The organism is Elioraea sp., assembly GCF_022842375.1.
Taxonomy (GTDB): Bacteria; Pseudomonadota; Alphaproteobacteria; order Acetobacterales; family Acetobacteraceae; genus Elioraea_A.
The window spans coordinates 48341-62065 of record NZ_JALHPR010000016.1 but is presented as its reverse complement, the minus strand read 5'-3'; the positions used below and the strand labels follow the sequence as shown (position 1 = coordinate 62065).

At 70.0% G+C, this 13725-nt stretch carries 13 protein-coding genes; 6 read left to right on the top strand and 7 right to left on the bottom strand.

Annotated elements, in window-relative coordinates; translation table 11 throughout:
* Position 1: 1 nt before the first annotated feature.
* The 5 genes from Q0C38_RS14360 to Q0C38_RS14340 all read right to left on the bottom strand — a co-directional run bounded on the left by Q0C38_RS14360 (position 2) and on the right by Q0C38_RS14340 (position 6163).
* Positions 2 to 919 (bottom strand): EamA family transporter, encoded by a 918-nt coding sequence (locus Q0C38_RS14360; protein WP_291297791.1) that lies wholly within the window; start codon positions 917 to 919, stop codon positions 2 to 4.
* A 13-nt stretch (positions 920 to 932) separates the two neighbouring features.
* Positions 933 to 2363 (bottom strand): amidohydrolase family protein, encoded by a 1431-nt coding sequence (locus Q0C38_RS14355; protein WP_291297790.1) that lies wholly within the window; start codon positions 2361 to 2363, stop codon positions 933 to 935.
* A gap of 15 nt (positions 2364 to 2378) precedes the next feature.
* The gene (locus Q0C38_RS14350; protein WP_291297789.1) at positions 2379 to 3953 is read right to left on the bottom strand and encodes an ABC transporter substrate-binding protein; all 1575 of its coding nucleotides are present in this window, start codon (positions 3951 to 3953) and stop codon (positions 2379 to 2381) included.
* A gap of 84 nt (positions 3954 to 4037) precedes the next feature.
* A complete protein-coding gene (locus Q0C38_RS14345) occupies positions 4038 to 5189 on the bottom strand; it encodes a mandelate racemase/muconate lactonizing enzyme family protein (protein ID WP_291297788.1) in 1152 nt (383 codons plus the stop codon).
* A 5-nt stretch (positions 5190 to 5194) separates the two neighbouring features.
* Positions 5195 to 6163, bottom strand: a complete 969-nt coding sequence (locus Q0C38_RS14340; RefSeq protein ID WP_291297787.1) for a tripartite tricarboxylate transporter substrate binding protein — start codon at positions 6161 to 6163, stop codon at positions 5195 to 5197.
* 200 nt (positions 6164 to 6363) lie between these two features.
* Here Q0C38_RS14340 and Q0C38_RS14335 point away from each other — a divergent pair, with 200 nt between their 5' ends.
* Both Q0C38_RS14335 and Q0C38_RS14330 read left to right on the top strand, forming a co-directional pair.
* Positions 6364 to 6885: an L-2-amino-thiazoline-4-carboxylic acid hydrolase gene (locus Q0C38_RS14335; protein WP_291297786.1), complete on the top strand. Its 522-nt coding sequence runs from the start codon at positions 6364 to 6366 to the stop codon at positions 6883 to 6885.
* Positions 6882 to 7673, top strand: a complete 792-nt coding sequence (locus Q0C38_RS14330) for a class I SAM-dependent methyltransferase (RefSeq protein WP_291297785.1) — start codon at positions 6882 to 6884, stop codon at positions 7671 to 7673. The genes Q0C38_RS14335 and Q0C38_RS14330 overlap by 4 nt, the downstream gene beginning before the upstream one ends.
* 3 nt (positions 7674 to 7676) lie before the next feature.
* Here Q0C38_RS14330 and Q0C38_RS14325 read toward each other — a convergent pair whose 3' ends face one another.
* Both Q0C38_RS14325 and Q0C38_RS14320 read right to left on the bottom strand, forming a co-directional pair.
* The gene (locus tag Q0C38_RS14325) at positions 7677 to 8360 is read right to left on the bottom strand and encodes an SIMPL domain-containing protein (protein ID WP_291297784.1); all 684 of its coding nucleotides are present in this window, start codon (positions 8358 to 8360) and stop codon (positions 7677 to 7679) included.
* 93 nt (positions 8361 to 8453) lie between these two features.
* On the bottom strand, positions 8454 to 10211 hold the full coding sequence (locus Q0C38_RS14320; RefSeq protein ID WP_291297783.1) for an acyl-CoA dehydrogenase family protein: 1758 nt from the start codon (positions 10209 to 10211) through the stop codon (positions 8454 to 8456).
* A gap of 155 nt (positions 10212 to 10366) precedes the next feature.
* Between Q0C38_RS14320 and Q0C38_RS14315 the strand changes: the two genes are divergently transcribed.
* The 4 genes from Q0C38_RS14315 (at position 10367) to Q0C38_RS14300 (ending at position 13657) form a co-directional block, all read left to right on the top strand.
* Positions 10367 to 10804 carry an OmpA family protein gene (locus Q0C38_RS14315; RefSeq protein ID WP_291297782.1) on the top strand — a complete coding sequence of 146 codons (438 nt, stop codon included), beginning with the start codon at positions 10367 to 10369 and terminating at the stop codon, positions 10802 to 10804.
* A 222-nt stretch (positions 10805 to 11026) separates the two neighbouring features.
* The gene (locus tag Q0C38_RS14310) at positions 11027 to 11992 is read left to right on the top strand and encodes a tripartite tricarboxylate transporter substrate binding protein (RefSeq protein ID WP_291297781.1); all 966 of its coding nucleotides are present in this window, start codon (positions 11027 to 11029) and stop codon (positions 11990 to 11992) included.
* A 4-nt stretch (positions 11993 to 11996) separates the two neighbouring features.
* The gene (locus Q0C38_RS14305) at positions 11997 to 12701 is read left to right on the top strand and encodes a ribonuclease activity regulator RraA (RefSeq protein WP_291297780.1); all 705 of its coding nucleotides are present in this window, start codon (positions 11997 to 11999) and stop codon (positions 12699 to 12701) included.
* Positions 12698 to 13657, top strand: coding sequence for a tripartite tricarboxylate transporter substrate binding protein (locus Q0C38_RS14300; RefSeq protein WP_291297779.1), 960 nt, complete (start codon positions 12698 to 12700; stop codon positions 13655 to 13657). Before Q0C38_RS14305 ends, Q0C38_RS14300 begins: the two co-directional genes overlap by 4 nt.
* Positions 13658 to 13725 lie beyond the last annotated feature (68 nt).

Here is a 13725-nt window from a genome sequence, read left to right as displayed (position 1 = left end):
CTCACCGCCCGAGCAGGATCAGCACCACGCCGAACACCACGAGGACCAGGCCGCTCACATCCGCGCGGCGGACCGCCTCGCGCAAATAGAGGCGCGAGAAGGCGAGCGTGAACACCATCTCCACCTGCCCCAGCGCACGCACCATCGCCACAGGCGCCATCGCGAAGGCGGAGAACCAGCATGACGATCCGGCAGCGGAAAGAAGCCCGACCCAGCCCGCGCTTCGCCATGAGGCGAAGGAGAGGCGAAACTGTTCGGGCTCGGCCCGCGCCACCCAGGCGCCGAGCATCAGCGTCTGCAGCACGTTCGTCACCGTGAGCGTCGCAAGCGCGCGCAGGATCGGGTCATCGCCAGGCAGCGCGAAGTTCGCCATCTTGAAGAAGATCGATGCGATCGCGAAACCCGCGCCGGCGCCGAGGCCGCACAGCGCCGCGGGCTGCGCGGCCGAGCGCAGCACATCGCCGATCGCCATCCCCTGCTTCGGCAGCGACAGCGTCAGCACGCCGGCCGCACCAAGCGCGACCCCGCCCCAGGCGAGCGGCGACAGCGCCTCGCCGAGGATGATCCAGGCAGCGACAGCCCCCTGCACGGCTTCGGTCTTGGAATAGGCCGTGCCGACGGCGAAGTTGCGATAGCCGAAGGCGCGGATCAGCAGCGAGGTGCCGATGATCTGCGCGAGCCCGCCCGTGGCACACAGCAGCATGAACCACGCGTTCGGCGCGGGGATGGACTGCCCCGTCGCCCCGCTCCACAGCAGCAGGAACAGGAGCGCGAAGGGAGCGCCGTAGAGGAAGCGCACGAACGCCGCAGCGTTGACTGAGAGCGCCCCGCGCAGCTTCTGCTGCAACGCCGTGCGCCAGGTCTGGAACAGCGCGGCGGCGACCGTGATCGGGATCCAGAGATCGGCCCCGAACAACATCAGATGCTGGCGATCAGAACCGCACGCGGCCCCAGCCCGGGTCGCAGTGGATCATGGCGCGCAACCCCGATCGTTCCAGCATCGTCTCCGTCTCCGCGGCGGCCTCGGCCAGCACCTCGGTCTCGTCCACGGTGGCGACCACGCGCTCGCGCATCAGGATGCGGCCATCGACCACCACGTCGCGCACATCCGACCCACCGGCGAAGAACACCAGCCGGTTCACCGGCATGTTCGGCGGGTAGGCATGCGGGGTCGCGAGATCGACCGTGATCACGTCTGCCTTCATGCCCGGTGCCAGCGAGCCGACGCGATCGGCCATGCCGAGGCCCTTGGCGGCATCGGTGGTGATCATCTCGAGCAGCTTGCCGGGCGGCATCAGCCGCTCGTCGCGCGCCGCGCGCTGGTGCAGCCGCGCGCACATCACCATGTGGCGGAACATGTCGGTGCCGCGATCGGGTGCGGTGCCGTCGGAGCCGATCATCACCGTCACGCCACGTTCCATCAGCAGCGGCACCGGACAGTGGCCGCGCACCTGGGCGATGGCGGTCGGGTTGTGCACGATCGACGTGCCGGTGCGCGCCGCACTCTCGATATCCTCCTCGGTCAGGTCGGTGCAGTGGCTGTAGAACGCGTCCGTGCCGTTGAGGCCGAACATCCGTTCCGCCATCGCGATGGAACCCTTCTGGTGACCGTCCTGGTGGAACAGCGTGCCGGCCTTGCGACCGAGATCGCGCACGATGCGCCCCTGTCGTTCGATCAACGCCACCTGCGCCGCGTCGTGCGTCGCCTCGCGATAGACGGGCATGAGCGTGGCGATCGCCATCCGCCCATCCTGCGTGCCGTGAAGCAGCTCGATCAGCGTGCCGATCACCTCGGCCTGCTGCTCGAAGCTCACGGGATAGTCGGTCCGCCGCGGCCCGTCCCATGACGCGTAGGGGCGAGGGTGCGGCGGGCGGGTCGGCCCGACCGCGACGATCGCGCGGATGCCCACCTCGCCGACGCCGGCCGCATGCGCCTCGCCATGGGCAGGGTCATCGACGCGCATCACGCTGTCGCCGCCGCCCAACAGCGAGACACCGGTGGTCACGCCGTTCTTTAGCCGCTCGAGCGCCGCGAGCCGCGCTTCCGCGCGCCAGAAGCCGGGCGAGGAGGCGGTGGTGTAGATGATGCGGCACGCCTCTGACCACGCCGCGCTGTCGCCGCCGCCCATCGTCTTGACGAGGGCATGGCCGGCATGGGCGTGGCCGTCGATCAGGCCAGGCAGGATGGCGCGGCCCTTCGCCTCGATCACGGTCGTCGCCCCGCCATGCGCGGCCTCGACCTCGGCGCGCGGGCCGACGGCTGTGATGCGGTCACCGGTGATGGCGACGGCACCGTCCTCGATCACACGGCGTGCCTCGTCCATCGCGACGACGGTGCCGCCGCGGATCAGGATGTCAGTCATGGGTGTCCTCTGGTGTCAGGGCATCCGAACGAGCCACAGCCGCAGGCGGTTGTCAGGCCCCTGCGCCAGGTCGATGCCGCGCTTGGACGCCCACACGATCGGCTGCTGGTGCAGCGGCACGTGCCCGATGTCGCGGCGCTCGACCTCGAATGCCTCGCGCATCAGCGCGCGGCGCTTGGTTTCGTCCGTCTCGCGGCTTGCGGCCTGGGTGAGCTCGTCGATCTTCGGATTGGAGTAGCGGCCGCTGTTCAAGCCGCCGGTGGTGGCCGACTTTGTGTGGATCACCTCCGATAGCACGTACCACGCATCGGCGAGCGGCAGCCCGGCATGGCCGAGCATGAACATCGACACGTCATGCTGGTTCACGCGGCGCGACCAGACGTTCAGCGGCTCGATCTGCGGCTGCACGCGGATACCGATCCGCCCGAGCATGGCGATGGTGGCGAGGCAGATCCGCTCGTCATACACGTAGCGATCATTCGGGCAGGAGAGGCCGACGGTGAATCCATCCGGATAGCCCGCCTGGGCCAGCAGGCGCCGCGACGCCTCCGGGTCGAACGGGAAGAGGCGCTGGTTCAGGTCCTGCGGCGCGCCGGTCAGGAACGGGCTCGCCATCATGCCAGCCGGCCAGGCCTGGCCGCGCATGACCTGGCGGCGGATCGCCTCGATGTCGATCGCCTGGTACACCGCCTGGCGGACGCGGATGTCCTTGAACGGGTTCCGGCCCTTGATGTCGCTGTAGAGCAGCTCATCGCGATACTGGTCGAAGCCGAAATAGATGGTGCGCAGCTCGGGCCCCTGCACGATCTGAAGGCGCTGGTCGCTCTCCACCCGCGCCATGTCCTGCAGCGGCAGTTCCACGGTCGCATCGATCGCGCCCGAGAGAAGGGCCGCCGTGCGCGTCGCCGCACTCCGGATCGGCTGGTAGGTCACCTCCGTCAGGTTGTGGGCCGGCCGGTCCCACCAGCGTGCGTTGGCTTCGAGCACCGTCCGCGTGTCGGCTTCGCGCAGCCTGAGGCGGAACGGGCCTGTGCCGTTGGCGCTGCGGCTCGCAGGGCTTTCCTGGCGTTCGGAGAGGTTGGAAGAGGTTGTCGCGTTGTTCTTCTCCGCCCAGTCCTTGCTCATGACGAAGAAATGCGTGAGCGAGGAGAGCAGCACGGGGTACGGCTGCGATGTGACGAACTCGACGGTGTGGCTGTCGACCTTCCGCACCTCCGTCACCGGCCCGATGGTGCGGCGGACGAGCGCGCCCTGCGTGTTCATCCGCGCCCAGGAGAACACCACGTCATCGGCCGTGAAGGGGGTTCCATCGTGGAACACCACGCCGCGGCGGAGGTGGAAGCGCCACAGCGTCGGCGAGACGATCTCCCACCGCTCGGCCAGCGCGGGCTCGATCTCGATCTTTGCGTTATGCCGCGTCAGGCCTTCGTAGATGTTGTTGGCGAAGGCGTTGGTGAAGGTGTTGTTGGATGCGTGCGGGTCGAGCGTGAGGATATCGGCGTTGAACGCCCAGGTGAAACTCTTCGCATGCAGGGGGGCGGCCGCCAGCATGCCGGCCACCATCGCAGCCCCGAAACCGATCATGCGCATCGCCCGTTCTCCCCGCTCGTGAAGGGGCAGCGTGCTGCGGCGCACGCGCGGCGTCAATCAACCAAGTCGCCTTATCCGAGGCCCTTATCCAAGGCGGGGATCGAGCCAGGCGCGTTCCATCGGAACCCACGGACGTTCTGCCTCGATGCCCGCGCGAAGCGAACAGCCGAGGCCAGGGGAGCAGGGCAGCGTGGCGCGCCCGCCTGTTGCTGCCGGAACCTCGCCATCCATGATGCCGTTGAACAGCGGGGTTTCGCCGAACTGGACCTCGAGCATCGCAGCATTCGGGATCGCCGCCGCCGCATGCACCGAATGGGCGTGGCAGACAGGCCCCGTCGGGTTGTGCGGCGCGATCTCGATCCCGTGGACCTGTGCCAGCGCTGCGATGCGCCGCATCTCCTCATGCCCGCCGCAATACTTGATGTCGGGCATCAGCACGTCATACGCCTCCGCCGCGATCACGGGCGCGAAGCCGGCAAGCCCCGCGAGGGTTTCGGCGCCGGCGAGCCGCATGCCGCGATCATTCGCCATGCCGCGCAGGCGTCGGATCGCGGCGAGGTTCGCCTCGGCCACGGGGCATTCCACCCAATGCAGCGAGAACCGCGCGAGATCGGCAATTGCCGCTGCAGCCCCGCCTGCGGAAAAGCGCCAGTGGCAGTCGACCATCACGCCGATGCCAGCGCCCACCGCCTCGCGCACGGCAGCCACGCGGTCGAGCCCCTGTGCGTAGCTCGCACGGAAGTGCGGGGAGGACGCATCCTCCCACACCAACGGATCGAACGGCGCGAGCTTCACGGCAGCGAACCCATCAGCCACCGCGCGGCGCGCGGCGACGGCAAAGCCCGTGGGCGTCCGCTCGGCAACGCCGCGGTTGATGTTGGCGTAGAGGGCAACGCTGTCGCGCACCGCGCCGCCGAGGCGGAGGTGGATCGGCTCACCCGCACGTTGGCCATCGATGTCCCACAGCGCCTGGTCAAGTGCGGATAGAACCGCATGCCGCACCAGGCCTGCGGGCGCGTGGGGCAGCACGCGGGTGAGCGTGTTGCGCACCCGCGCATCCGCGCCGACGAGCGCGCGCGGCAGGCGTTCGGCCTCTGCGGCAAGGGCGCCCTCGTGGTTGGCGAGCGTCGCCTCGCCGATGCCGCTGAGCCCATCCTCGGTGGTGACGCGGAGGAACGACCAGTTCGTCTTCGGCGTGACGTTGACGCCGGCGAAGTCGATGCGGGCGATGCGCAACCGTCCTACTCCTGCGCCAGGTTCTTCTCCGCAACGAGGCGCCGCCACTTGGCGATGTCGGCGACGATGCGCTCCTGGAACTGTTCGGGTGTGCTGGCGCGCGGGAAGCCGCCGATCAGCCGCACCTTCTCGACCACGTCGGGGATCCCCGAGATCTCGACGCAGGCGGCGTGCAGCGTATCGACCACCGCGCGCGGTACTCCCGCAGGTGCCAGCAGCCCGAACCAGGCGATCGTCTCGAAGCCGGGAAGTCCGCTCTCGGCCACCGTCGGAACGTCGGGCAGATCGGGCGTGCGCGCGGCCGAGGTGACGGCAAGCGCCTGGAGCTCGCCGCGGCGGATGAAGGCCATGGCGGGGGGAAGGTTCACGAACATCACCGGCGGCTCTCCCGACACCAGCGCCTGGAGCCCGGGGCCCGCGCCGCGGAAAGGCACGTGCTGAAGGTCGACGCCCGCGAGTGACTTGAACAGCTCCATCGTCAGGTGCGCCGAGGTGCCAGGACCACCGGAGGCGTAGTTGAGCCCGCCGGGATCGGCCTTAGCCTTGGCGATCAGCGCGGCAACGTCAGCGACCGGCAGCTTCGCCTTGTTCACGACGAGAACGTTCGGCGCCTCGACCAGCAGGCTGATCGGCTGGAAGTCGCGTGCGATGTCGTAGGGAAGGGTGCGGTAGAGCGCTGCGTTGATGCCATGGCTGCCGGCATTGCCCATCACCAGCGTGTAGCCGTCGGCCGCCGCGCGCACGGCAGCCTCGGTGCCGATGCGCCCGCCTGCTCCCGTGCGGTTCTCGATCACGAAGCCCTGGCCGAACCTGCGCTCGAGGGAGTGCGCGTAGAGGCGTGCGATGCTGTCACCGCCATCGCCGGGAGCGGAGGGAACGATGATTCGCACCGGCCGCGTCGGATAGGCCTGCGCGAGGGCGGGGCAGGCGAGGCCCATGGCAGCGGTGCCAAGCAGCGTGCGTCGTCGGATCATCGGTCATTTCCTCCGCGTTTCGGGCACTGTCGCGCCGCGGGAGAGGAACAGCAAGCCTACGCGGCCTGCGCGACGGCGGCCGCGGCAGGGCTCGCGATCACGGCAAGCGGCAGCATCCATGCGCCGAAGCGGTGCATCGCGACCTCCTTCGTTCCGCGCTACTCTGCCCCGACGAGCGACGGAACAGAAGCAGGCACCCCATGAGCGACACGACAACCAGCAGTGTGACAACCGGGGCCGACGACATCGGCATCCTGCGGCAACGCGCCATCGAGGCGGCCTTCGCCAAGGAGCTGCACGCCGAGATGTCGGCCGAACTCGGCGAACGGAAGGCAACCGAGATCCTCGCCCGCGCGGTCATCCGCATGGCGCGCGCCGCCGGTGCCGCCTGGGCCGAGAAGGCGCCGGGCGGGCAGACGTCCATCCAGAGCTTCGTCGACACGCTTCCGGCCTGGACGAAGGATGATGCGCTGCGCATCGAGGTGCTGAAGCAGACCGAGACGGAGTTCGCCTTCAACGTCACCCGCTGCCGGTATGCCGAGACGTACAAGGCGATGGGTATCGGCCATCTCGGCGCGGCACTCTCATGCAACCGCGACGGAACGTTCTGCGAAGGCTACGATCCGCGGCTGAAGCTCACCCGCACGCAGACGATCATGGGCGGGGCGCCGCATTGCGATTTCCGCTACAGCCTTGAAGGCAGCGCGGGCGGCGGCGCATGACCGCCTACGCCGCCAATGCGGAGGCCTATTCCCGTGCGATGGGGCGGCTCTCGCGCCGCCTGGCCGATCCGTTCCTCGCCTTCGCCGACATCCCGCGCGGTGCTGCCGTGCTCGATCTCGGCTGCGGCACCGGCAACCTGGCCGTCGCGCTCGCCGAGGCCGATCCATCCGCCCGCATCACCGGGATCGACATCGCGCCCGGCTTCGTCGCCGCTGCGCAGGCAGCGGTGCCCACGGCCCGCTTCATCGAGGCCGATGCGATGGCGCTGCCGTTCGAGACAGCGTCGTTCGATGCGGGGCTCGCGATGCTCGTGCTCCCCTTCCCGCCGGAGCCTGATGTTGCGGCAGCAGAACTGGCCCGCGTCGTCCGCCCCGGCGGCGTGGTCGCTGCCGCGATGTGGGACGTGACGGGCGGCATGCCGATCTTCCGCCTGCTCGCCGACACGGTAGCACTCGCGGTGCCGGGCGGGGGAGAGATGCGCGACAGGCTCTACCGCATCCGCCTCGCACGGCCCGGTCGGATCGCGGCGACGCTTGCCACAGCCGGCCTCACCGTCATGGTCGAGAGCGAGATCACCATCCGCGTCGAATACCCCGATGGCGCGACGTTCTGGTCAGCGTGGAGCGGCCATTCCGGCGTGCTCGGCCCCTACCTTGCAGCACTGCCCGATGAGCAGCGGGTGATCGCGCGCGAGGCGGTGCTGGCCGCCTATCGCAGCGGCAGCCCGGATGGCCCGCGAAGCTTCACCGCGACCGCGATCGCCGTTCGTGCAACGAAATCCGCATGAGCGTCACCTCGGCTTCAGGATCGCGTCGCCCTCGACCGTGGCGGTGATCGGAACATCGGAAGGCTCTGCTGCCGGCGGCGGCGCGGCCGAGGCAGCCATGGGCGAGGCCATCGCGCGCGGCATCGGCGGCACGTAGCGGGAGGCATCGACACGGACCTCGCGGAAGCCCGCAAAGGTCATGCCCATCACGCCGGCCAGGCGCTCCGCCCGCTCCTTCAGCCCCTCCAGCGCCTCTGCCGTCACCGCCTCGCGCTCGCGACGCGCGAGTCCGCGCGACACCTCGTAGGAGAGGCGCGAGACCGCAAGCCCCTGCGCCTGCAGCGCGCCGGCAAGATCGAGCAATGCGGGCGAGGCGTCGGTCGCGGTCAACCTGATCTCCTGGCTCGACTGCCATTGCTCGCGTCGATCGCCCGTGCGCCCGGTCCAGTAGCTGCCGGTCGCGACCGTGATGCCGGGAACCCCGCGCGCCTTCTCCAGCGCTGCGGCAACCTGGCGGTTCACCTGCTCCTGCACGGCAGCGACCGACCCGCCCGTCGCCTGCGCACGCATCACGGCGACGAGCTGGTCCGCGCGCACCGTGCGCTCCGCCGTCTCGGAGAGGCGGAGCAGCGTCTCCTGCGCGAACGCAGGCCCAAGAGCAGGTGGCGCGGCGAGCAAGGTGACGGCAAGCGCGAGATGTCTGATCACGGAACCCTCCTGGTGTTGGATGAAGCCGTCGCACGAGGCTGCGGCACCATGATGGCGGCCAAGGATTCAGCACGTCATCTCGCAAGCGCGCAGTCATGCCAGTGCAACCGCCTCGGCAAGCGTCAAGGCGCTGTCCTCCACCCAGGCTTCGGCGAGCGCCGCTTCGGCGACGAGATCGCCGCGCGCCAGCGGGTCGCGCGCCGAGAGGCGGTGGTCGAGCACGATGCGCGCGAGCGTGATCCGCCGCGCATCGCCGCCGCGCGCGGCCAACATCGTTCCCTCCCACGCGAACAGCACCGCCGTCGCCGCATGGTAGAGGCCGGAGGCAGCCTGCCGGTTCAGCGTGCCATTGCCCTCGGCCGCAGCTTCCTCGGCGAAGGCGGCGGCGCGGTGCAGCGCCTCCGACACCGGCCCGGCGACAGACAGCGGCACTTCGGCGAGCAGCGCGCTGAGCGTGACGACGAAAGGCCCGAGGCAACCGGCGCGGCCGACGGCACGCGCGATCGCATCCTCCGCCACGACGTTGCTGGTGCCTTCCCAGATGGAGCCGAGATGGGTGTCGCGCACCAGCCGCGCCTCGACGAAGTCCTCGATGTAGCCATTGCCGCCGCGCATCTCCATCGCGTCGCCGGCCACCTTGCGCGCATCGCGGCAGGCGCGGAACTTCAGCAACGGCGTGGCGAGGCGAAGCACCTTCGCGGCACCCGCATCGCCGGCATCGGCCTTCGCCATCACATCGGCGGTGAAAAGGGTGAAGCTCAGTGCCTGCTCCGTCGGCAGGCGCAGCTTGAGCAGCTGCCGTCGCGCGCTCGCATGATCGGCCACGCTGCGGCCGAACGCCACACGCCCCGCGGCAGCGACCGAGGCCTCGATCACCGCACGCCGCATCATGCCGGCCGCACGTACGCCGTTGGACAGGCGGGAGACGTTCACCATCTCGAGCATCTGCGCGAAACCGCGCGTGACGTCACCGACCGGATAGGCGACGGCCCCATCGAGCACCACCTCGCCTGAGGCCATCGACCGTGTGCCGAGCTTGTCCTTCAGCCGCACGATACGCCAGCGGTTGCGCCTGCCATCCGGCAGCATGCGCGGCAGCAGGAACAGGCCGAGCCCTGCCGTTCCCGGCACGCCGCGCGCACGCGCCAGCACCAGAGCCGCATCGGCGCCGGCGTTGGAGCAGAACCACTTTTCGCCCGAGAGGCTCCACGTGCCATCGGGCATCGCACTCGCGATCGTCTCCGTCGCGCCGACATCGGAGCCCGCGCGCTTCTCCGTCATGAACATCGCCCCCGTCGCCCACGCATCCGGGTCCTGGCTCGTGAGCGCGGGAAGCCAGGCGGCGGCGAGCACCGGGTCGAACCGCGCCAGCGTGCGGGACATCGAATCGGTCATCGAGATCGGGCAGAGCAGCCCGAACTCGGCCTGCGCGAAGAGATACTGGAACGCGTATTTCGCGATCGGCGGCAGCGGCGCGGGCCAGCCCAGCACACCGGCGCGGTGGCTCATCGCCGCGAGCCCGAACCGGCCGAGACCGATCTCCTGCATCTCCCGATAGGCGGGGTGGTGCAAGACGGCATCGATGTCGTTGCCGAACCGGTCACGCGGCACGAGCGTCGGCGGGTTGCGATCGGCGTCACGCGCCAGCGCATCGAGCCTGCCACCGGCGAGTGCGCCGAGCGCATCGAGATGCGGTTCGAGATGGGCACGGAGCGGTGCCTCCATCCAGAGATCGAGCAGGGGCCCGAGCGCGCCGTCGGCCCTGTAGAGGTTCAGCCCGGCGGCATCGGGCGCGATCCCACCGGCCTGGCCGGGCCCGGTCGCGGCATCGCCGCCTGCGTCATCCGGCATCGGTCGGTCTCCCTTCCGTGGGCCGCATCGTGCACGGCGGCCCTTGCGATATGTCGGCATCAGCGAATCCAGTGTAGCAACCCTGGCCGCAATTGCGCGTTAGGATCGCAGGGCCCCAAGGGGCACATCATCCGAAGCGAGGGGAAACGACACTCATGTCACACATCAGAAACGTCATGTTCGGCGCCGCCGCAGCACTGCTTGCAGGCGCGATGCCGGCCGTCGCCCAGGTCCAGTGTGCTGCAGTGTCGCCGGGCGATGCCGGCCGCGAGGAGTTCGTCGTGTTCTTCGGCGTCGGTTCCGCGGCCCTCGACCAGGCCGCGCAAGCCGTGGTGCAGCGCGCGGCCCGCCAGGCGACGGCAACGTTCAAGAACGAGGTCTGCCTGATCGGCCGCACCTCGCCGACCGGCTCGCCCGAGGCGAACCGCCGCCTGGCCGACCAGCGCATCACCGCCGTGCGCAACGCGCTGACCCAACGTGGCGTGCGGCGCGAGACGCTCGGTTCATTCACGCCAGCCGCTGCCTTCGGCATGCAGCGCGACCGCGCCGAGAACCAGGCCGACCGGAGCGTGACGATCATCTTCGTCCGCTGAGACTGCCTGACAATCCTAGCTGCCGTGGCCGTCTGGCTTTGGTTTCCTGTGCTTCCGGTGCTCACGGCCCTTGGGGCCGCTGCGCGCCGGGCCTCGAAAACCGCGCCACACGACTCACGGCAGCGGGTTCTCGGACAGCCTCGGGCGGCGCCGCCCGCGCTTGACGAGGCGGTCCGCGCGGCGGACGCTTCCTCCCGCAACGAATTCCCCGGGAGGAAGGAAATGGATCGCCGCACATTCATCGGCGCGACGGCAGCCCTGACGCTGCCGTGCGCAGCATCCGCGCAGGCCCAGTTTCCGACACGACCGCTCCGCATGATCGTCCCCTTCGCGCCCGGCGGATCGTCGGACGTGATGGCCCGGCTGGTCGCCGACCACATGGGCCGCACGCTCGGCCAGACGGTAGCGGTCGACAACCGCGGGGGTGCGGGCGGCAATATCGGCGCCGAGGCCGTCGCCCGCGCCGCACCCGATGGGTATACGCTCGGGACTGGCTCGGTCTCGATCCTCTCGATCAACAAGCATCTCTACGCCAGGCTGCCGTTCGACCCCGACAAGGACTTCGCCTTCATCGGCCTCGTCGGCGTGCTGCCGAACATCCTCGTCGCGCACCCATCCGTTCCGGCAACTGACCTTGCTTCCCTCATCGCGTACGTAAAGGCGAACCCGGGCAAGCTCTCCTACGCGTCGACCGGCTCCGGCACCTCGCAGCACCTCGCGATGGAGATGCTCAAGACCGCTGCCGGCCTCGACATCCCCGCCGTCACCTATCGCGGCTCCGGCCAGGCGATCCCGGATCTCGTGGCAGGCCGGGTCGAGCTCATGGTCGACACGATGGTGACGGGGGCTCAACTCGCCCGCGAGGGCAAGGTGCGCGCGATCGCCGTGACGACTGTCGAGCCATCCCACCTCGCTCCCGAGCTGCCGCGCGTGTCGCAGACCATCCCGGGCTTCGACGCCGGCTCATGGCTCGGCATCATCGGACCTGCCGGCCTTCCCGCCCCAGTCGCCGCCAGGCTTGAGGCAGCGGTTGCGGCGGCAGTGAACGACCCCGCCGTGGCGCAGCGGCTGCGCGACCTTGGCGTAACGCCCACCCCGTTGGTGGGCGAGGCGTTCGCGCGCTTCGTCGCGACGGAAAGCGCGAAGTGGGGGCCGGTGGTAAGGGCTTCAGGCGCGAAGGTGGAATGACACGATGACCGATGCAACGACGGCGACGGTCACGACGCTGCTGATCAAGAAGCACGGCATCCGCAACGCCCATTGCGGCGGGCTCACCGCGCTCGACCCCTCCCGCTGCCGGTTCGTCGGCCGTGCCGTCACCGCCCGCTACGTCCCGCTGCGCGAGGACAGGCTGGCGGAACAGAGCCTCTCGAACACCAAGGCCCTGATGCACACGGTGCTCGCCACGCTCACGGCCGGGGACGTGCTGGTGCTCGATGGCATGGGCGTTGCCGACACTGGCCTGATCGGCGACGTGATCGCGGCACGGCTGAAGGCGCTCAGCGTCGCCGGCGTGGTGATGGACGGCGCGGTGCGCGATGCCGCCGAGATCCGCGGCCTGGGGCTGCCCGTGTTCTGCAAGGGCGCGGCCCCCCCGCCCTCCTTCACCCGCCTCATGCTGGCCGACATGAACTGCCCCGTCGGCATCGGCGGGGCCGCGATCTTTCCCGGCGACACGGTGATGGCGGATGAGGACGGCGTCGTGGTCCTGCCGGCCACGCTGGCCGGCCCCGTGCTCGCCGAAGCGGCCGAGCAGGATGCGGTGGAGAAATGGATCAGGCTTCGCGTCGAGCGCGGCGAGGCGCTGGCAGGCCTCTATCCCGCGAACGAGGCGACGATGGCGCAGTACCGCGCCTGGTTCGCCGCTGGCAGCGATGAGAGGAAGCTCATTCCATGAAGCGAATAGCCGGTGCCCTGCTTGCCCTGATCATCGCGGTACCCGCTCTGGCGCAGGACTACCCGACACGCCCGCTCACCCTCATCGTGCCGCTGCCGCCGGGCGGCACGACCGACGCGATCAGCCGCGCGGTGGCGGACCGCATGGCGGCCGATCTCGGCAAGCCGATCGTGATCGACAATCGGCCCGGCGCGGGCGCGAACGTCGCCTACCAGCACGCCGCGCGCGTGTCGGCGGATGGCTACACGCTGCTGATGGGCATCAACTCGCTCGCGGTGAACCCGGCGCTGCAGGCCACGCTCGCCTATGCGCCGCAGCGGGATTTCGCACCCGTCTCGATGGTCGCGCGCGGCGCCTTCATCCTCGCGGTGAACCCCGCCACGCCCTTCCGTACGGTGCCGGAGTTGATCGCCGCCGCGCGCGCAGCCCCCGGCAGCATCGACCAGGCGAGCACGGGCGTCGGCTCGCTGAACCACCTCGCGGGCGCACTGTTCGCCGCACGCGCGGGCATCCAGTTCGGCCACATCCCCTATCGTGGCGGTGCCCAGGCCTCCGCTGACGTGATCGCCGGCCGCGTGCCGGTCATCTTCCTCGCCATCCTCGAGGCGCTACCCTTCGTGCAGGAGGGCAAGCTGCGCGGCCTCGCCGTCACCTCTCCCGCCCGCAGCCCGGCAGCGCCCGACCTGCCGACGGTGGCCGAGGCCGCCTCCCTCCCCGGCTACGCGGTGGAGTTCTGGCAGGGGATCTTCGTTCCGGCAGCGACGCCTGCGCCCATCGTCGCGCGGCTGAACCGTGCCGTGGTCGCGGCCATGGGCGATGCCACGCTCAAGGCCGATTTCGCGCGGCGTGGCATCACGCTCGAAGCCTCCTCGCCCGAGGCGCTTGGCGCGCTGCTCGCGGCCGAGACCGAGACCTGGGCGCGGGTGGTGCGCGAGGCTGGCATCAAGCCGGAATAGCCCCTCCCCCGGTCACGGAGTCGTAACCGCGGGGGCCTTCCCGGCGCGTGGAGGCGCGCCCATCTGAT